This is a genomic window from Mesorhizobium sp. P2_B5, assembly GCF_056404775.1.
On record NZ_JBFUDJ010000001.1, the window covers coordinates 1,164,539 to 1,183,332 of the forward strand.

18 protein-coding genes are annotated in these 18,794 nt (G+C 63.7%); 13 read left to right on the forward strand and 5 right to left on the reverse strand.

The features are described from left to right. The first annotated feature begins 40 nt into the window (after nucleotides 1–40). The 3 genes from rpsA to AC1D1N_RS05960 all read left to right on the forward strand — a co-directional run bounded on the left by rpsA (nucleotide 41) and on the right by AC1D1N_RS05960 (nucleotide 3,242). Nucleotides 41–1,738 carry a 30S ribosomal protein S1 gene (rpsA, locus tag AC1D1N_RS05950; RefSeq protein ID WP_112563700.1) on the forward strand — a complete coding sequence of 566 codons (1,698 nt, stop codon included), beginning with the start codon at nucleotides 41–43 and terminating at the stop codon, nucleotides 1,736–1,738. Nucleotides 1,739–1,994: 256 nt separating this feature from the next. Beyond that, nucleotides 1,995–2,816 (forward strand): MOSC domain-containing protein, encoded by an 822-nt coding sequence (locus AC1D1N_RS05955; protein WP_477347190.1) that lies wholly within the window; start codon nucleotides 1,995–1,997, stop codon nucleotides 2,814–2,816. A 123-nt stretch (nucleotides 2,817–2,939) separates the two neighbouring features. Then, nucleotides 2,940–3,242 (forward strand): hypothetical protein, encoded by a 303-nt coding sequence (locus AC1D1N_RS05960; RefSeq protein ID WP_477347192.1) that lies wholly within the window; start codon nucleotides 2,940–2,942, stop codon nucleotides 3,240–3,242. A gap of 20 nt (nucleotides 3,243–3,262) precedes the next feature. Here the strand turns inward: AC1D1N_RS05960 and AC1D1N_RS05965 are convergent, their stop codons facing one another. From AC1D1N_RS05965 to AC1D1N_RS05980, 4 genes are all read right to left on the reverse strand, one after another. Next, a complete protein-coding gene (locus tag AC1D1N_RS05965; RefSeq protein ID WP_112563706.1) occupies nucleotides 3,263–3,970 on the reverse strand; it encodes an SDR family NAD(P)-dependent oxidoreductase in 708 nt (235 codons plus the stop codon). Nucleotides 3,971–4,154: 184 nt separating this feature from the next. Continuing rightward, nucleotides 4,155–5,735, reverse strand: a complete 1,581-nt coding sequence (locus AC1D1N_RS05970; protein ID WP_477347194.1) for a 5-guanidino-2-oxopentanoate decarboxylase — start codon at nucleotides 5,733–5,735, stop codon at nucleotides 4,155–4,157. Continuing rightward, the gene (locus tag AC1D1N_RS05975; protein ID WP_112563710.1) at nucleotides 5,732–6,400 is read right to left on the reverse strand and encodes a TetR family transcriptional regulator C-terminal domain-containing protein; all 669 of its coding nucleotides are present in this window, start codon (nucleotides 6,398–6,400) and stop codon (nucleotides 5,732–5,734) included. Before AC1D1N_RS05975 ends, AC1D1N_RS05970 begins: the two co-directional genes overlap by 4 nt. Beyond that, on the reverse strand, nucleotides 6,370–7,218 hold the full coding sequence (locus tag AC1D1N_RS05980; protein WP_477347196.1) for a dimethylarginine dimethylaminohydrolase family protein: 849 nt from the start codon (nucleotides 7,216–7,218) through the stop codon (nucleotides 6,370–6,372). Before AC1D1N_RS05980 ends, AC1D1N_RS05975 begins: the two co-directional genes overlap by 31 nt. On the opposite strand from AC1D1N_RS05980, the gene AC1D1N_RS05985 reads away from it, so the two are divergent. From AC1D1N_RS05985 to AC1D1N_RS06020, 8 genes are all read left to right on the forward strand, one after another. After that, nucleotides 7,169–7,312 (forward strand): hypothetical protein, encoded by a 144-nt coding sequence (locus AC1D1N_RS05985; RefSeq protein WP_477347393.1) that lies wholly within the window; start codon nucleotides 7,169–7,171, stop codon nucleotides 7,310–7,312. The genes AC1D1N_RS05980 and AC1D1N_RS05985 overlap by 50 nt on opposite strands. A 144-nt stretch (nucleotides 7,313–7,456) precedes the next feature. Beyond that, nucleotides 7,457–8,272 (forward strand): ABC transporter ATP-binding protein, encoded by an 816-nt coding sequence (locus AC1D1N_RS05990; protein ID WP_477347198.1) that lies wholly within the window; start codon nucleotides 7,457–7,459, stop codon nucleotides 8,270–8,272. A 54-nt stretch (nucleotides 8,273–8,326) separates the two neighbouring features. Next, the gene (locus AC1D1N_RS05995; RefSeq protein ID WP_112563716.1) at nucleotides 8,327–9,127 is read left to right on the forward strand and encodes a transporter substrate-binding domain-containing protein; all 801 of its coding nucleotides are present in this window, start codon (nucleotides 8,327–8,329) and stop codon (nucleotides 9,125–9,127) included. 158 nt (nucleotides 9,128–9,285) lie between these two features. Continuing rightward, nucleotides 9,286–9,999 carry an ABC transporter permease gene (locus AC1D1N_RS06000; RefSeq protein WP_312887792.1) on the forward strand — a complete coding sequence of 238 codons (714 nt, stop codon included), beginning with the start codon at nucleotides 9,286–9,288 and terminating at the stop codon, nucleotides 9,997–9,999. Continuing rightward, a complete protein-coding gene (locus AC1D1N_RS06005) occupies nucleotides 9,999–10,808 on the forward strand; it encodes an ABC transporter permease (protein WP_436257694.1) in 810 nt (269 codons plus the stop codon). The genes AC1D1N_RS06000 and AC1D1N_RS06005 overlap by 1 nt, the downstream gene beginning before the upstream one ends. A gap of 121 nt (nucleotides 10,809–10,929) precedes the next feature. Then, nucleotides 10,930–11,931, forward strand: a complete 1,002-nt coding sequence (locus tag AC1D1N_RS06010) for an Ldh family oxidoreductase (protein ID WP_477347201.1) — start codon at nucleotides 10,930–10,932, stop codon at nucleotides 11,929–11,931. A 324-nt stretch (nucleotides 11,932–12,255) separates the two neighbouring features. Further along, nucleotides 12,256–12,708 (forward strand): DoxX family protein, encoded by a 453-nt coding sequence (locus tag AC1D1N_RS06015; RefSeq protein WP_112563722.1) that lies wholly within the window; start codon nucleotides 12,256–12,258, stop codon nucleotides 12,706–12,708. A 163-nt stretch (nucleotides 12,709–12,871) separates the two neighbouring features. Beyond that, nucleotides 12,872–13,852 (forward strand): complex I NDUFA9 subunit family protein, encoded by a 981-nt coding sequence (locus AC1D1N_RS06020; RefSeq protein WP_112563724.1) that lies wholly within the window; start codon nucleotides 12,872–12,874, stop codon nucleotides 13,850–13,852. 14 nt (nucleotides 13,853–13,866) lie between these two features. On the opposite strand, the gene AC1D1N_RS06025 is transcribed toward AC1D1N_RS06020, so the two are convergent. Then, entirely contained in the window at nucleotides 13,867–15,237 is a 1,371-nt protein-coding gene (locus AC1D1N_RS06025) for a cytochrome P450 (protein WP_112563726.1), read from the reverse strand. 217 nt (nucleotides 15,238–15,454) lie between these two features. Here AC1D1N_RS06025 and AC1D1N_RS06030 point away from each other — a divergent pair, with 217 nt between their 5' ends. Continuing rightward, nucleotides 15,455–16,024, forward strand: coding sequence for an NADPH-dependent FMN reductase (locus tag AC1D1N_RS06030; protein WP_112563728.1), 570 nt, complete (start codon nucleotides 15,455–15,457; stop codon nucleotides 16,022–16,024). Between the two features lie 83 nt (nucleotides 16,025–16,107). Next, complete coding sequence (locus tag AC1D1N_RS06035) at nucleotides 16,108–18,738, forward strand: caspase family protein (protein WP_477347204.1); 2,631 nt, start codon at nucleotides 16,108–16,110, stop codon at nucleotides 18,736–18,738. Nucleotides 18,739–18,794 lie beyond the last annotated feature (56 nt).

Consider the following 18,794-nt stretch of genomic DNA (forward strand, 5'->3'; position numbering starts at 1 on the left):
CCCGTCCCGCTTCCAGATGCGGGGCACTCCAGGAGAAAATATGTCAGCTGCAAATCCCACTCGCGACGATTTCGCGAGCCTGCTCGAAGAATCATTTACCACCGGTCACTCCGGCGAAGGCCAGGTCGTCAAGGGCACGATCCTGGCGATCGAAAAAGACATGGCCATCATCGATGTCGGCCTCAAGGTCGAAGGCCGCGTGCCGCTGAAGGAATTCGGCGTCAAGGGCAAGGACTCGACGCTCAAGGTCGGCGACACGGTCGAAGTCATGGTCGAGCGCATCGAGAATGCGCTGGGCGAAGCCGTCCTGTCGCGCGACAAGGCCCGCCGCGAAGAGAGCTGGGTCAAGCTCGAAGAGAAATTCACCAAGGGTGAGCGCGTCGAAGGCGTCATCTTCAACCAGGTCAAGGGCGGCTTCACCGTCGACCTCGACGGCGCCGTGGCCTTCCTGCCGCGCAGTCAGGTCGATATCCGCCCGATCCGCGATGTCTCCCCGCTGATGCACAACCCGCAGCCCTTCGAGATTCTCAAGATGGATCGCCGCCGCGGCAACATCGTCGTGTCGCGCCGCACCGTGCTCGAGGAAAGCCGCGCCGAACAGCGTTCGGAAATCGTGCAGAACCTCGAAGAAGGCCAGGTTGTCGAAGGCGTCGTCAAGAACATCACCGACTACGGTGCGTTCGTCGACCTCGGCGGCATCGATGGCCTGCTGCATGTCACCGACATGGCATGGCGCCGCGTCAACCATCCGACCGAAATCCTCAACATCGGTCAGACGGTCAAGGTGCAGATCATCCGCATCAACCAGGAAACCCACCGCATCTCGCTCGGCATGAAGCAGCTCGAGAGCGATCCGTGGTCCGAGATCGGCACCAAGTTCCCGATCGGCAAGAAGATCAAGGGCACCGTCACCAACATCACCGACTACGGCGCGTTCGTCGAGCTGGAGCCGGGCATCGAAGGCCTCATCCACGTTTCGGAAATGTCGTGGACCAAGAAGAACGTGCACCCCGGCAAGATCCTGTCGACGACGCAGGAAGTCGACGTTGTGGTGCTCGAGGTCGATCCGGCCAAGCGCCGCATCTCGCTCGGCCTCAAGCAGACGCTCGAGAATCCGTGGCAGGCTTTCGCTTCGAGCCATCCGGTCGGCAGCCAGGTCGAGGGCGAGGTCAAGAACAAGACCGAGTTCGGCCTGTTCATCGGCCTCGAAGGCGACGTGGACGGCATGGTGCACCTCTCCGACCTCGACTGGACCCGTCCGGGCGAGCAGGTCATCGAAGAGTACAATCGCGGCGACATGGTCAAGGCGCAGGTGCTCGACGTCGACATCGACAAGGAGCGCATCTCGCTCGGCATCAAGCAGTTGGCCAAGGATACGGTCGGCGAAGCCGCGACTTCAGGCGAACTGCGCAAGAACGCGGTCGTCACCTGCGAAGTCATCGGCGTCAAGGATGGCGGTCTGGAAGTGCGGCTGGTCGATAGCGGCATCGAGACCTTCATCAAGCGCTCGGATCTGAGCCGTGACCGCGACGAGCAGCGCCCCGAGCGCTTCACCGTCGGCCAGAAGGTTGACGCTCGCGTCATCGCCTTCGACAAGAAGACCCGCAAGCTGCAGGTCTCGATCAAGGCGCTGGAAATCGCCGAAGAGAAGGAAGCGGTCGCACAGTACGGCTCGACCGACTCCGGCGCTTCGCTGGGCGACATTCTGGGCGCCGCGCTGAAGAAGCAGGGCAGCTAAGCCGCTTCGCGCGCAACGCGTAAGCCTGGTTGCTGTCGCGCCTCGCGCGCGGCCTGAACCAAGAAAACCCGCGGGCTGCAAGGCTCGCGGGTTTTTCATGCGCGGTGAGAGCCGGGAATTGCGATGGGGTTTGGCACAAGACAAAGACGGCAGAACCCCTTCAATTCCGCACGCGCGGCTGTAGGGTCAGGCGCATGTCGTTGCCGGCGTAAACTTGGGAAATCATGCCCTTCGGGGCAACAGAGAAGCATTGCGCATGAAGGTCGTCGAACTCTATCGCTATCCGGTCAAGAGCCTGCGCGGCCATGCCGTTCCGAGCGCCGACATCGAGACCATGGGCATGGAAGGCGACCGTCGCTGGATGGTCGTCGACAAGGACGGGCAGTTCCTCACCATTCGCCAGATACCGGCAATGACGACGATCGACGTCGAGCATCGCGGCACCGGCATTCTGTTGAAGCATGACAGGCATGGTCCGCACGCCGTCGAGGCTCCAGGCTCTGGTGCCGCGCTGCGCCAGGTCAAAATCTGGAAGGACATGGTTGTTGCGCGGTCGGCCGATCCGGCCGCCGGCGCATATCTCTCGGCGATTCTTGGCCGGCCCGTCGATCTCGTTTATTTCGACGATCCGAAGAACCGGCCGGTCGACCCTGAATTCGGCCAGCCTGGCGATTACGTCGGCTTTGCCGACGGTTTTCCGCTGCTGGTCGCCACGACGGGCTCGCTGGACCATCTGAACAGCCATCTTGCCAGGCCCATCGAGATGGCGCGGTTTCGGCCGAACATCGTCCTCGACGCAGAAGGCGCATGGCCCGAAGACAGCTGGAAGACGATCCGCATCGGCGCTGTCGAGTTGCGCATCGCAAAGCCCTGCTCGCGCTGTGTCATCACCACCCGCGATCCGCACAGCGGCGAGCAGCCGGACCCGCGCGAGCCGTTGCAGACGCTTGGCAAACTCCACCGCTCCGCCAAGGGCGGCATCATCTTCGGCCAGAACGCGATTCCGAACAACGCCGGCACGATCTCGATCGGTGACGTAGTCGAGGTCGTGGAGGCGGGCGTCTCGAACCTGACATAGTCGCGGGGTTCTTCTATGCCGTGGCAGCGTCGGCGGCCGCCATGTTGGAAACGGCCGACCTTGGCTCTAGATTGAGCTCCGTCGGCAAAGGCCGCTGGTGGAAGCCAGACGATCGGAGGCCCCATGACCCGTATCGGTTTTGTCGCAGCATTCCTTTTGATCGGCACTGCGGCGGCGTCGGCTGCATTGCCGCCTTACTGGCAGCGCAAGGCCGAGATCGACGCCATCACCGACAGCGGCGATGTTGCGCGCAGGCTGGAAAATCACGGCCCGATCGACGTGATCGAGCATATCGGAAACGACCACTACCGGGTGGGCGGCGGCGGCTGCACGCTCGATGTGTTTATCGTCGACGATGCGAGCGCGGAACCGATGCCAGGCCCGCGCAAGTTCAAGCTGCAGATAGGCAAGGTCGTCTGCAAATGAGACGCCTGCGCGGCGCCCCTTCAGGCTCGGCCGTAAAGCGGCACCAGCGTGCCGCTCATCGCCAGATTGGCCGGCGATGCCAGATAGGCGATGGCTTCGGCGGCGGCTTCCAGGCTGACCCATTTGGTGACATCGGCATCCGGCATGTCGGCACGGTTGGCGGGCGTATCGAGCGTCGAGGGCGCAATCGCGTTGACCAGTATGCCCTTGTGCTTCAGCTCTTCCGCCATTGCCACCGTCATTGCCGCCACCGCGGCCTTGCTCGCGGCATAGGCGACCATGCCGGCGCCGCGACGCGGGTCGAGCCCGGCGCGGGCCGTGACATTGACGATGCGGCCCGCAGTAGCCGATCCAAGCATCGAGCGCACGGCCGCGCGGCAGCACAGGAAGGCAGTGCGGGCGTTGGTGTCCATCATTTCGGCAAAGGATGCCGATTCGATCTTCTCGACAGGTGCTCCGGCAAAGCCGCCGGCCAGATGGATGGAGGCCCACAGATCAGGAACGCTGTCGTAAAAGGCATCGACCTTGGCGGGATCGGCGAGATCGACATTATGCGCCAGCCGGACGCGATCATCTGCCGTGAAGGGAAAATGCGTGGGGGCCGCGGCATGGGCATTCGGCACGTGGCAGATCGCGCCGTCGGCCAACAATTTGCCGACAACCGCTGCACCGAGCGCCCCGGTGCCACCGGTCACCACGATATGCTTTCCCTGAAGTGTTTCCGTCATCCTGGACCGCTCCTGTAATTTTTTATGATTATGTCGTTCTTTCGCCGCGCCCGACGCAGAGCGTCGCGCCTTTTGCACGATCACTCAACCGCCATCTCGACATGGCAGTGTTGCGTCTTTGCATCGCTCCAAGCAGCCGGCCGCCCCTTTGCCGGCGCATAGACGTACGGCGGATGGCAAAGGGTCAATCGATGGTGATTTCGATGACGTGCGGTAGCCCGGTTGCGCGTGCGCGTTTGAGCCCATCGGCAAGATCAGCAGTACCGGCAAGCCGTTCGGCGGCAATGCCGTAAGCCTCGGCCAGCTTGCAGAAATCCGGTGGCGCCGGCGACACGCCGACCGGTTCGACGCCGACATCGAGCATCGAAGTCTCGATCTCGCGATAGCCTCTGTTGTTCCAGACGACGAAGATGACCGGCGCCGGCGCATCGAGCGCCGTGCCCAGTTCCGGCAGGGTGAACTGGAAGCCGCCATCGCCGGTGAGACAGACCACCGGCACGCCGGGCATGGCGAGCGCGGCGCCGATCGCCGCCGGCGGCCCATAGCCGAGTGCGCCGAAGCCGGTGGCGGCGTTGAACCAGCCGCCCGGCCGGTCGTGGTCGTAGTAGAGATTGGCGGCGTAGATCGGCTGTGTGGAATCGCCAACGATGATGGCGCCCGGCAAGGCGTCGCGGATGGTTTCCACCGCATGCACCTGTGCCGCGTAGGCCGGGCTCAGTTCGGAAAAGGCCGCCTTTCGTGCCGCGTCGGCGCGGCTCTCGCCGTCCTTCGCTGCGACATGATCAGGGCCTATCGCGGCAAGCAAGGTTTCGATCGCCTCAGCGCAATCGGCCTGGATGCCGACACTCACCGGGCGACGGGCGAGCTGGTCGGCGCCGATGTCGATGCGGATCAGGTTGGCCGGCAAGACAAAACCGCCATCGCTGTAGCCGTCGTAATCGGTCGGGCCGAATTCGGTGCCGGCGGCGATGACCAGATCGGCGTCGGCCATCAGCGCCCGCACCGCCTTCAAACTGGGGCTGGCAGGCACGCAAAGCGGATGCGCATGCAGCAGCCCGCGCGCATTGGCGGTCTGGACGACAGGCGCACCCAGCCGCTCGGCCAGGCGCTGCAAGGGCTCACCAGCGCGCTTGGCGCCGCCGCCGGCCAGGATCAGCGGCCGGCGCGCGGCGGCGATGAGCTTGGCAGCTGCGGCAATGGCCGCGCCATCCGGCGCCGGCGGCGCTGCATTGCTTAGCAAGGCAGCAATACCGTCGGCCGGTTTGACCATGACGTCGGTCGGGATTTCGATATGCACAGGCCCCGGTCGCGAGGACGAAAACAGCGCGAAGGCCTGTGCCAAAGCGCCGGGCAACTCGCTGGCCTGGGTGACGCGCTGCGAAAACAGCGCCACCTTCTCCATCATGCCGCGCTGGTCCGGCAGTTCGTGCAGGAAGCCCAGCCCCTTGCCCAGTGTCGGCATCGCGTTGACGCCCGAAATCACCAGCATCGGCACCGAATCGGCGCGTGCCTGGCCCATGGCGGTGATGGTGTTGGTCAGCCCCGGCCCGGTGATGACGAAGGCGACGCCCGGTCTGCCGCTGGCGCGCGCATAGCCGTCGGCCATGAAGCCGGCGCCCTGTTCGTGCCGCGGCGTGATGTGGCGGATTTTTGAGCGCGCCAGCCCGCGGTAAAGCTCGACCGTATGGACGCCCGGAATGCCGAAGACGGTGTTGACGCCATGCGCCTCGAGCAGCGTGATGAGGGCTTCGCCGAGCGTTGTCATTTGTCTTTTCCCCTTTCCGGTGCGAGGCCGAGCTCGGCCTCTATGGCTTTGACGCCGATCGCCGCCAATTCGCCAGGCGAGAACATCTCTGCGGCCAGACAGCCTTCGATCCAGAGCCCGTCGATGATCGCGTTGATCGCGATGGCATGGCGGCGCAGCTCATTTGCGTCCGGCCTGCGCTGTTCGGCGCCGAGCACTTCGGCCACGACCGCTTCCACCTCGTTTCGAAAGCCGAGATAGCCTTCGCGATGGGCACGGGCGAGCGACGGATCCGCACCGGCGCGGCCGATAAAGGTTGCCCAGAGCGAAAACACCCGCGCATCGATGATCGGCGCGTTGAGGTTTGCGGTGACGAAGGCCGCAAGGCGTTGGCGCGGCGAGGCGTTTTCCATGAGCAATGCCGCCTTCGCCTGCTCGGTCATGCGGCCCATCAGCGTTGCATAGGCTTCCTGCAGCAATTCTTCCTTGCCGGGGAAATAGTGCCGGATCAGCCCGGCGGTGACACCGGCGCGCAAGGCGATGGCGCGCAGGCTGGCGCCCTCCAGGCCATGTTCCGCCACGCTGTCCAGGGTCGCGTCGATCAGGTCCTGCCGCCGTCGCTCCTCGCCCTCGCGACGGAACTTGCGGCGCTCATTCATTGGCGCAGGATGGGCCGCGTCAGGCATGTCGGCCCACCTTCGCAGGCGATGCAGAGCGCATCCGCGTCGAAGATTTCAACCGTGCAGCCGGCTGCTTCCATTGCGGCCTGGGTCTTGGGAAAGCCTGCGACGGCAATGACCTTGTGCGGGCTGGTTGGCAGCACGTTCAGGCTGAGGCCGTTGGACGCGGCAAACTCTTCGGCGTCGCCCTCGACCAGCTGGATGCCGCGTGCCTTCAGCAACTGATAGAACGGAGCCGGCAAAAGCGGTGAATAGACCAAAGCGAGGTCGTCGGCCAGCGGGCTGATCACCGACATCAGATGCAGGCACGCCTCCTCGCCCTGCCACAGCGGCAGATCGAAGCCGTAGACGGAAATGCCAAGCGGCGCCAGCAGGTTGGACACCTGCTGGATTCCTTCCTGGTTGGAGCGCACACCGCGCCCGATCACCAGCGTGCTGTTATCCAGCCATACGCAATCACCGCCTTCGACCTGGCCGGGAGCCTCGACGCGGCCGAGAATAGGAATACCCAGGCGTGTATAGGTTTCCTCATGCAGCGACGGCTCCCTGGCGCGCAATGGCTTGCCCATGGACAAGATCAGCGCGCCGCGGTCGGTCATCAGCGACGGGTCGTGGGTGAATACCGAGTCCGACAGTCCGTCGGCCTTGTCATCGATCCATTCGATTTCGGCGCCGGAAGCCCTTACCAGTTCAGCGAGAGCCGCGTGCTGCGACGCCGCTTTCGCCGGATCGAAACCCGGGCCATAGTGCCAGGTAGCCCTGTCGGCGCCGCGCATGGCATTGGCTGCCGACCGCATCAGTACACGCCGCAGCGGCGCCGCCATGGACTGTGATCCGAAAGCGCTCATCAATGCCCTTTTCAAGGTGAAAAAAATGGAAAAAATTTCATCGAAAGCTATTTATACACTTGCACAATAAGGCCGCAAGTGCCGTAATGAGCGGGATTGACGGGCTCGCGCTGTTGGGTCCATGCTGAAGTCTGGAGTGGGCATTACAGCGTATGTTGATTAGCCGGATAGACGTTCGACGATCTGTCGTCGACCATGTGGTAGAGGTCACCCGGTGAGCGCGGTGGGAGTCGCCACAGTCCCATCCGGCAAGGCGCAGGTCGGCGCCGCCGAAGCCATCCATGTCGAGAACCTGCACAAGAAATTCGGCCAGCTGCATGTGCTGAAAGGCGTCTCGCTGTCGGCGCGCGACGGCGAGGTGATCGCCATTATCGGCGGTTCGGGTTCCGGCAAATCGACGCTTTTGCGCTGCATCAACTGCCTGGAAAATCCGACCAGCGGCATCATTCGCGTCAATGGCGAAGAGATCAAGCTCAAGGCCGACAGCCACGGCCACACCATTCCCGCCGACCGCCGGCAGATCGAACGCATCCGTTCCAAACTCGGCATGGTGTTCCAGAACTTCAACCTGTGGAGCCACATGACGTTGATCGAGAACGTCATCGAGGTTCCTGTGCACGTGCTCGGCGTCAAGCGCGACGTCGCGATCAGGGAAGCCGAAAAGCTGCTGGCGCGGGTCGGGCTGGCCGAAAAGCGCGACGTCTATCCGGCCTATCTCTCGGGCGGCCAGCAGCAGCGCGCCGCGATCGCCCGCGCGCTCGCCATCAACCCGCGCGTCATGCTGTTCGACGAGCCGACCTCGGCGCTCGACCCGGAACTGGTCGGCGAGGTGCTGAAGGTGATCGGCGACCTGGCGCGCGAGGGGCGCACCATGGTGCTGGTCACGCATGAAATGAAATTCGCCCGCGAGGTCGCGACCCATGTCGTCTACCTCTACAACGGGCTGGTCGAGGAAGAGGGGCCGCCGGAGCAGATCTTCGGCGCACCGAAATCCGAAAGGCTGAAGCAGTTCATCCGCAACATCGGCTAGGAAAGCCGGGACGGAAGAAAACCGGGAACCAACAACAAACTGGGAGTCGTAACTATGAAGACTGTTCTGAAAACCTTCGCTGCAGCGCTGCTGCTCGGCGTCGCCGCCATGGGCGTGGCCAAGGCCGATCCGGTCAAGATCGGTGTCGCCGCCGAGCCCTATCCGCCCTTCACTTCGCCGGATGCCTCAGGCAAATGGGTCGGCTGGGAAATCGAGTTCATCGACGCCGTATGCGCCGAGGAGAAGCTCGACTGCGTCATCACCCCTGTCGCCTGGGACGGCATCATCCCGGCGCTGACGACCAAGAAGATCGACCTTATCGTCTCCTCTATGTCGATCACCGCCGAACGCGAGAAGACGATCGACTTCTCCGACAAGTACTACAACACGCCGACCGCCATCATTGGGCCGAAGGACCAGAAATTCGGCGCCACGCCGGACGACCTCAAGGGCAAAGTGCTCGGCGTGCAGGTGTCGACCACCCATTCGGTCTATGCCAAGAAGCATTTCGGCCCCACGGCCGCCGAGATCAAGGAATACCAGACGCAGGACGAAGCCAACAACGATCTTGCCGCAGGCCGCCTCGACGCGGTCCAGGCGGATTCCATCGCGCTCGACGCATTCCTGAAATCGGACCAGGGCAAGGCCTGCTGCGACTTGAAGGGCATGGTGGCTCCCGATGACGAGGTGCTCGGGCCAGGCGTGGGCGCCGGCGTGCGCAAGGAAGACACCGAACTAAAAGAAAAGATCAACGCCGGCATCAAGGCGATCCGCGCCAACGGCAAATATGACGAGATCTCGAAGAAGTACTTCGATTTCGACATTTACGGTGGCGGCGGCGCGCAGTCGAACTGACGACTCTCGCATAAGCTGAGAGGCATGGCGCTTAGCGCCATGCCTTCCTGCCCGATCTTTCCCAGACATGCTTGCCGCCGGCGCTGCCGTTGGCGGTTAGAGCCAGCAATCCGGGGGCGACGCTGATCGACGCACTTCTTTCGGCCTCGGCGGCCGGCATCATAGAGCTTCTTTCGCCCTACCCGCCGGGCTGGGGCGGCACGCTGTTGCTTGGACTGCTCCATTCGATCGAGATCGCGCTGGGCGCCACGGTCCTCGGTCTCCTGATCGGCACCGGCGGCGCATTTGGCAAGCTCTATGGCGGCCCGGTCGTGCGCGATCTGCTCGCCGTCTACACGACCGTGGTGCGCGCCGTACCCGAACTGGTGCTGATCCTGCTGCTCTATTATGCCGGGACGGACCTGATCAACCAGGCGCTGACCGCCATGGGCTACCAGCGCGTCGACATCAGCGGCCTTGCCGCAGGCATTGCCGTGCTTGGCTTTGTCCAGGGCGCCTATTCGACCGAGGTGATCCGCGGTGCGATCCTGGCCATTCCACAGGGCCAGATCGAAGCGGCCCGCGCCTATGGCATGTCACCGGGCCTGATGCTCCGGCGCATAACGCTGCCGGCGATGCTGCCCTTCGCCATACCAGGCCTCGCCAATCTCTGGCTGATCGCCACCAAGGACACAGCGCTTCTGGCGGTGGTCGGCTTCTACGAGCTGGCGCTGGCGACGCGGCAGGCTGCGGGCGTCACCAAAGCCTATTTCACCTTCTTTTTCGCTGCGGGCGTGCTCTATCTCATCTTGTCGCTGGTCTCCAACCTGCTCATCGGCCGCGTCGAGGCGTGGTCGCGGCGCGGCATGCCTTCGCTCAAGGATGCGCGCTGATGGCCGGAGAGGCGACCCTCATCAACGCTGCCGCGCGGACGTCCCTATGGCTGCAGCCGCATCGCATCGTGTTGATCCTGATCGCGATCGCGCTGGTTTTCGGTGCAGCCTTCTTCATGCGCTGGGACTGGCTGCCGCAATACTACGAAATGGGACTTCTCGGCATCTGGCGCTCGCTGTGGATCCTGGCGGTCACCTGCTTTCTCGGCTTCCTGCTCGCCGTGCCGCTCGGGCTGGCGCAGGCCACCGGCTCGTTCTGGTTTTCCGCCCCGGCCAGGACATTCTGCACCGTCATCAGGGGCACGCCGCTGCTGATCCAGCTGTGGCTGCTCTATTACGGGCTGGGCTCGCTGTTTCCGCAATATCCATGGATCCGCGAATCCTGGATGTGGCCGTATCTGCGCCAGGCCTGGCCCTATGGCGTGCTGGCGCTGACCTTGTCCTTCGCCGGCTATGAGGGCGAAGTGATGCGCGGCGCCTTTGCCGGCGTGCCCAAGGGGCAGCTCGAAGCCGCCCGCGCTTTCGGCATGAGCCGCTGGAAGATTTTCCGCCGCATCTGGCTGCCGCAGGCCATCTACCGGGCGCTGCCGACGCTGACCGGCGAAACCGTGCTGCAGCTGAAGTCGACACCGTTGGTGGCGACAATCAGCGTCATCGACATCTTCGCCGTCTCGTCCAAGGTGCGGCAGGACACTTACCTCACCTACGAGCCCTTGCTGCTCCTGGCGCTGATCTACATGACGATCACCGGTATTCTGGTGTTTGCGTTCAGCAAGATCGAGGCGCGGATTCCGAACAAGATTGGGTAGTGAAATAGTGAATGGCAAAAATAGTGAATGGTGAATAGTCGGCGGAAAGGGGTCGCAATTTTCGCGCCCTCGCCTAAGACGGCCATTCACTATTCACCATTCACCGTCATTAAGGCTCACCATGCAACTCTCTCTTGACCAGGCAACCGGGCTTTGCCGGATGGCAGCTCTTGGCGCCGGCGCCAATGAAGAGGCGGCGCAGTCGCTCACCGCCTCGATCATAGCCGCCGAGGCGGAAGGGCTTTCGACCGTCGGGCTGACGCACTTCATCGATTACCTCGAAGCGCTGGAAGCGGGCCGCATAGACGGCAATGCCGACCCGCTGATCACCCGGCCGGCGCTTGCCGTCTATCTCTCCGATGCGCGCGGTGGCCTGGCGCATACCGGCTTCGACCGCACCATCGACGACCTCGCCAAGGCGGCAAAGCTGTTCGGCGTGGCCATATTCTCGCAGAAGAACGCCTATACGTGCGGCGCGCTCGGCTATTTCACCGGGCGTCTCGCGCAGCTGGGACTGGTCTCCTTCGCCGCCACCAACGGGCCGGCGGTGCTGGCCGGCTCGGGCTCGGTCAAGCCGGTCTATTGCACCAATCCGATGTCGTTTGCCGCACCCGCTGCTGACGGCGCGCCGCTGGTCATCGACCAGTCGTCGAGCGCCACCGCCTTCGTCAACATCCGCAGGGCGGCCGAGGACGGCAAGAAGATCCCCGAAGGCTGGGCGCTGGACGCCAGCGGCAATCCGACCACCGATCCGGCCGCGGCCATGAAAGGCGCCATGCTCGCCTTCGGCGGCCAGCGCGGCGCCAACATCGCGCTGATGGTCGAAGTCTTGGCGGCCGGCCTGTCGGGCGCCAACTGGTCGCTCGACGCGCCATGGTTCACCGGCGGACCGGACAGCCCGGGAACCGGCCTGTTCGTGCTCGCCGTCGAGCCAAAACTGCTCGATCCGGATTTCGAGCAGCGCATGAAGGACCAGCTTGATCGGCTGCGGCGGCGCTTCGGCGTCCACGTGCCGGGCCGAGCCCGCGCCGAAGCGGCGGAAAAGGCGCAGGCCCGCGGCATCAACGCCCCCAAGGCCGTGGTGCAGCGCATTTCCGAATTCGCCGAGCGCTATTCGAGCTGAAGCAGTCCTGCGGCAGCGAATTTTTCCGCGCCCTGCTGAACCTTTCCGCCGATCGCGGCGACCAATGGCTGCCGGGTTGGGTTTGCCCGGTCGGTGTCTTCTGTCGGATGCGTTTAGGGCCGGAGCGGGCGTATGACGTCTCAGGTCAGCCGCCTCGAGCCCTGTCTCGACCGTTGCGTCACCCGGAAAACCCCGCTTCGGCGGGGTTTTCTGCGTCTTACGCTAAGTGCGATAAACATGACGGTGAAAGTTAACTTTTGTTAACTTGACTTGCCGGGAGCCATCTGGCGTTTGCGAGTGGTCATCACAACAACAGGAGCTACGATGTCCGTAACCACCGACGCTTCCCGCGACAGACTGATCATCCCAGCGTTTGGCCGCCTGTATTCGTCGCTGCATGACGGCGTGGAAACCCTGCTTCGCGTCATCGCCGGTGGGTTCCTCACCATCCACGGCTCGCAGAAGATCACCAACCCTTTCGGCGCCGCCGAAATGGTTGAGGGTCTCGGCTTCTATCCCGGTGCGTTCTGGTCCCTGCTTTTGTCCTGCACCGAATTCTTCGGCGGCATTTTGATCGCCATCGGCCTGTTGACCCGTCCGGCCGCCTTCGCCGGCATGTTCGTGCTTCTGGTCACCGTCTGGTTCCACTGGATCACTGTCGGCCAGGGGTTTTCCGGCGCCGAAAAGTCGCTTCTGTGGGCGGCGATCCTGCTGTTCTTCGTCATCCGCGGCGGCAATCGCCAATCGGTCGACGCTCGCATCGGCAAGGCGTTCTGAAAGGTGCTTTACTTAGACGCAATTCCGGACTGAAAACCGCTTCACACTTTTCCTGGAATTGCTCAGAAAGGAGGGTGGCAGCGACGACGCGTCACCCTTTGCCTTTGAGCCAAAACGGACTATGAAACGGCTTCAGCCAAGCTTTCGAGCGCCGGAGCCAGCCATGACCGAAATCCTGCAAATCCCCAAGCTCGTGGTCGTCTTCGGCGGCTCCGGTTTCGTCGGGCGCCACATCGTGCGGGCGCTGGCCAAGCGCGGCTACCGCATCCGGGTGCCGGTGCGCCGGCCCGATCTCGCGGGCCATCTGCAGCCGCTCGGCAATGTCGGCCAGATCCAGCCGGTGCAGGCCAATGTGCGCGTGCGTTGGTCGGTCGACCGCGCCGTCCAGGGCGCCGACCACGTCATCAACCTGGTCGCCGTCCTGCATGAGAGCGGCCGGCAGAAATTCAACACCTTGCACGAGTTCGGGGCCCGCGCCGTTGCCGAGGCCGCGCGCTCGGTCGGCGCCGGGCTCACCCACATTTCGGCGCTTGGCGCCGACCTCAACGCCGAGTCCGACTATGCCCGAACCAAGGCGCTCGGTGAAAAGGCTGTGCTGGAGACCGTTCCCGACGCCGTCATCTTCCGTCCCTCGATCAATTTCGGACCGGAAGACAGCTTCTTCAACCGTTTCGCCGACATGGCGCGCTATTCGCCGGTGCTGCCGCTGATCGGCGGCGGCCAGACCAAGTTCCAGCCGGTCTATGTCGGCGATGTCGCCGAGGCGGTGGCGCGCTCGGTCGAAGGCAAGATCAAGGGCGGCCAGATCTACGAGCTCGGCGGGCCGCAGGTGCTGACCTTCAAGCAATGCATGGAAGAGCTGCTGACCGTCATCGAACGCAAGCGGCTCCTGGTGCCGGTGCCGTGGTGGGTGGCCAACCTGCAGGCCTCGATCCTCGGCCTGTTGCCCAATCCGCCTTTGACCAAGGACCAGGTGCTGCAGCTGCGCCAGCACAACATCGTCTCGGAGGCGGCGATCAAGGCCAACAGGACGCTTGCCGGCCTCGACATCCAGCCGCAATCGATCGGCACCATCCTGCCGAGCTACCTCTGGCGCTTCCGCGCCGCCGGCCAGTTCCAGCGCAAGCCCGCAGGCATCGCGTAACTAAGGCGTCACGCCTAAACGCGCCGCGTCACCTGCATCGGCAGGCCGCCCTGCGGCTGCGTCGTCAGTTTCTGCACCGGCCACGGTTTGGTTTCGGCCGTCACATCGAAGCGGAAGCGCGACAGCATGATCGCGAGCGCAATGATCGCCTCCTGCATGGCGAAACTGGCGCCGATGCAGATGCGCGGCCCGGCGCCGAACGGCAGATATTGGAAGCGGTCGATCTTCTCGCGATTTCCCGGATGGAACCGCTCCGGCATGAAGGCGTCGGGCCTGTCCCACAGTTTCCTGTGGCGGTGCACGACCCAGGGCATCACCAGCACAGCGGCGCGCTTGGGCAGCACCAGATCGTTCCACGTCTCGGTCTCGATCGGCTCGCGGTTGATCGACGGCGCCGGCGGATAAAGCCGCAGCGCCTCCTCGAAGGCGGCGCGGGTGAAGGGCATCGCATCCAGCCACTTCGTCGGGTCGGTCTCGCGCGCCAGCACCGCATCGATCTCGCGCTCGATTTTTTCGCGCTCCCATGGCGCCTCGGCGAGCAAGTAGAGCGTCCAGCCGAGCGCCCGCGCCGTCGTCTCGTGGCCGGCGCCGATGAAGGTGATGATGTTGTCCTCGACCTCGGCCCGCGTCAGCCCGTCCGGGCCTTCGGCCCTGAGCAGAAGCGTCAGGAAATCCTGCGGCGCGGTGTCGGGGTCGCGCTTCAGCCGCTCCTCGCGCATCTTGACCGTGTCGGTGACGATCTTGCGGAAATAGGCCATGGTCTTGCGGCCGCGGATGCGGGTCAGTCGCGGCAGCCATTCGGGCGCGCGCAACAGATCCAGCGGATCGACGCGGCCCATGGTCTCGAACAGTCGGTCGATCTCCTGCGCGAAACTGCCGGGCTCGCCCGAAATCTCGCCGGAAAACAGCGTTTCGGCCAGGATATCGTAGGTGAGCAGCGTCATGTCGTGGGCGATATCGGACATGCCGCCACTCTCGTAACGGGTGACGAACTGCATCGTGCGCCGCAGCATCGGCTCGGCAAAGCCGAAGATGTGGCGCGGCGTGAACACCGGCGCCATCGCCTTGCGCGAGCGTTTCCACACCTCGCCCTCGGCGGTCAGCAGGCCGTCGCGCAGGATCGGGCGCAAGATCATCTGGCGCACCGTCGCCATCTTGTAGTTCTTGGCGTTGTCGATCAGCACGTGTTTGATGAGGCCGGGATCGTTGGCGACGATCAGATGCCCGCCGACGCCATTCGCCGAAATCCAGGGTTCGTTGTAGGTGTGCTCGCCCCACAATTCGAGCGGATTGCGATAAACGATCCGCATCATCTCCAGCGTCGAAGGCGGCGTCGTGCGCGGCTTGGGCGCCGGTGGCACAAAGGGAGCGGGCTGCGTGTCCATGAGGTACTCCGCTGACATCTCAATGTAGTGACTGGCAATCGGGGCGTCCATGTGACCGAAGGGCAGACCGGAACCCTGCATCGCGGGCATGCTTCGACTGACAGCCTGTTCATCGGATCGTGACCGCCTGTGAAACGGCTGCGCCTTGTCCGGCAGGACACTCTGCAGTAGGGGACAGTCACCAACAGATACTGCCAACCGCCCAGGAGACCCCGCCTTGAAGCACCAGCTGAACATCATCATCGGCAGCACGCGACCGGGTCGCGCCGGGCCGGTCTTCGCCCACTGGCTGGAGGGTTTTGCACGCGAACACGGCAAATTCGAACCGGTGCTGACCGACATTGCCGCATTCCACCTGCCGGTTCTGGACGAACCGCATCACCCGAGGCTTGGCAATTATCAGAACGACCACACCAAAGCCTGGTCGAAGGCCATCGATGCCGCCGACGCCTTTGTGTTCGTGGCGCCGGAGTACAATTATTTCGTTGCGCCGGCGATCGTCAACGCCATCGACTACCTCCTCCGCGAATGGAAATACAAGCCAGCCGCCATTTTCAGCTATGGCGGCGTCTCCGGCGGCCTGCGCGCCGCGCAGGCGCTCAAGCCGCTGCTGACCTCGGTCGGCATCATGCCGATCCCCGAAGGCGTCGCGCTGCCGCTCTACCAGAAACTGCTGGAGGGCGACGGCTCCTTCAAGGCCAGCGAGCAGGTGCAGGGCGGAACCAAAGCCATGCTGGATGAGCTGTCACGCTGGAGCGAGGCGCTGAAGCCGATGCGGGCTGCGTAAAGCAGCCGGTATTCGGCCCCGGCTTGCTCATGCCATAAAGAGATGGAATGGTCGGCAGGTGACTGAGCCGGGGGCGGTTCCACTTGCGTTTTTTGTTTACCTTGCTGCTGATGCTTGCGACCACCGCGACGGCGGTGGCGGAGCGGCGCGTGGCGCTGGTCATTGCCGATGACGACTATCGGCTGGTGCGGAAGCTCTCCAATCCGGTCAATGACGGCGAGGCGATGGAAGCGGCGCTGAAAAAGCTTGGCTTCGAAGTCGTCCTCGAAACCAACCGCGACCTCAGGCGCATGCGCCGTGCGTTGGACGATTTTCGCGAGGACGCCAAGGGCGCCGATGTGGCGCTGGTGTATTTTTCCGGCCATGGCGTCGAAATCTCCGGCGACAACCGGCTGTTGCCGGTCGACGCCGATGCCTCCTCGCTCGACCAGCTGGAAAAGACCAGCCTGCCGCTGGAAGAGGTGCGCGATGCGGTTGCAGCCACTGCCAAGGTCGGGCTGATCGTGCTCGACGCCTGCCGCAGCGATCCGTTCTCTGGGACTAGCGGCGACGGGCGCGGCGCGACATCGCTGATCAAGGATCTGGTGGACAAGGTCAAGCCGGGTCTCGGGCGCATCGGCAAGGCGGAAAACATCCTGTTCGCCTTCTCGGCCGCGCCCGGCGAGACGGCCGCCGATGGAAGCGGCGCGAATTCGCCCTTTACAGCGGCGCTGACCAAATATCTCGGTACCGAAGGGCTTGAGATACGCTCGGTGCTGACGCTGGTGCAGCAGGAGGTCTACGACCTTTCGCGCGGCAAGCAGTTGCCCTATGTCGAGAACGGACTGCCGAAGCTGTTCTTTGCCTCGGCGGCCAAGGAGCAATTGCCGGAGCGCGAACGGCTGCTGCTCGCCATGGCGGATGTGACGCCCGAGATGCGCGGCGCGGTCGAACGGGTCGCCAGCGATGCCGACATGCCGCTGGCGCCGCTCTATGGCGCGCTGATCAGCACCGATAACAGCCATTTCTCCGGCGAAAGCCTGGACGCCCGGCTGCGCGAGGCCGCCGACGCCTTCGTCAAGGTGCGTGACGACATGAAGACCCTGGCCGCCGATGATCCGACGGTGACGGCGCTGCGCCGGCAGGCCGAAGAGCAGTTGTCGCTCGGCGCCTTCGATGGCGCACGCGTGATCCTTGCCAAGGCCGCCGACATCGACAATGTCTCGCGCAACACATTGAAGTCCAAATTCGTCAGCCGCACCCTTTCCGAGGCCGCGACGCGCTTTCTGTCAGGCGGCGCGGCGCGCGCCAGCCTCGACTATGCCACCGCCATCAAGGACTATGAAACGGTGCTGTCGCTCTACGGCGAGGCCGGGCAGACCTCGCTCAGCCTGGAACAGGCCGACCGGCAGAGCCGCACGCTGGAAGAACTCGGTATCCTCTATACGACGGTCGGCAATGTCGAAGCAGCCGGCCGCGCCTTCACCGCACTGCTGGCCAATCTCGAGCAGCGGGCGAGTCAGGAAACCGACCCCAGCGTCAAACGCGATCTCGCCATCGGCCATATCAAGCTCGCCAACATAAAGATGGCGCAAGGCGACCTGTCGGCCTCTCTGCAAAACTATGAGGCGGCCAGGGACATGCTGCAGGATCTGACCGCAAAGATCCGTGACAAAAAAGACTGGCTCGGCGATCTGGCCATGGCCAATGACAAGATCGGCAATGTGCTGGCGACGCAAGGTGATGTGGGTGCGGCAGCCCAGGCCTATCAGCAAAGCTTGGCCATCAAGCAGCAATTGGCTGAAGCGGAACCGAACAGCGTCTATCTGCTGCGCGACCTGACCATTACCTATGACGAAATCGGCGATCTTGCCCGCACCGCCGGCCAGTTGGATGGCGCCCAGACGGCATTCGAAGAGAGCCTGAGAATTCGGCTGGCACTGGCCGAGAATAAACCCGATGACCCCAGGCACCAGCACGCTGTCTCCGTCAGCTACACCAGGATCGGCGACGTTCTGCGCGAGCGTGGCGACGCTGCCGGTGCGCTCGACGCCTACAACAAGAGCCAAGGGATCGCCGAAGCGCTTGTGCGCCGCGACTCAAACAACACCGATTTGAAGCGCGACCTGTCGGTCGGTTACGCCAAGATCGGCAAAGCTTACAGCGACCAGAAGGATTGGCCGCTCGCGCTGGACTCCTTCCAGCAGGCGCTGGCCACGGCGCGCGACCTTGCCGCCATCGATCCCGGCAACACGGACTGGCAGCGCGACCTGTCTGTGTGTCTCGAACAGGTCGCCGAGGTGCTTAGAGAGCAGGGCGATGCCATCGGTGCTCTGCAAAACTATCAGGACAGTCTTGCTATAGCCGACCGGCTGGCCAAGCTCGATCCTGCCAATTCGAACTGGCAGCGCGATATGTCTATCACCCTGCAGAAGATCGGCTATCTGGAAACCGATCGACGTCACTTTGAGGGTTCCAAGGCGGCATTCGAAGCCAGCCTCGCCATTGCCCAGAAACTCGCCCAGTCCGATCCGGACAATGCGATCTGGCAAATCGATCTGGCGCGCGCCTATATCGCCTATGCCTATGTGGCGAGGGACCCGAAGGCTGCGCTGACCAAGGCGCTCAAGCTGACGCTGGAGCTCGACCGTACGGGACGGCTGGCGCCCGGGGACAAATTCATGATCAAATATTTGCGCAACCTTCTGGCCCATTCCAACGCCCGAAAAAAATAGCCGACTGCCGGTTGGGGATTTAGGCTGGAAATCCCCGCAAACCTTGGAAAAACCGC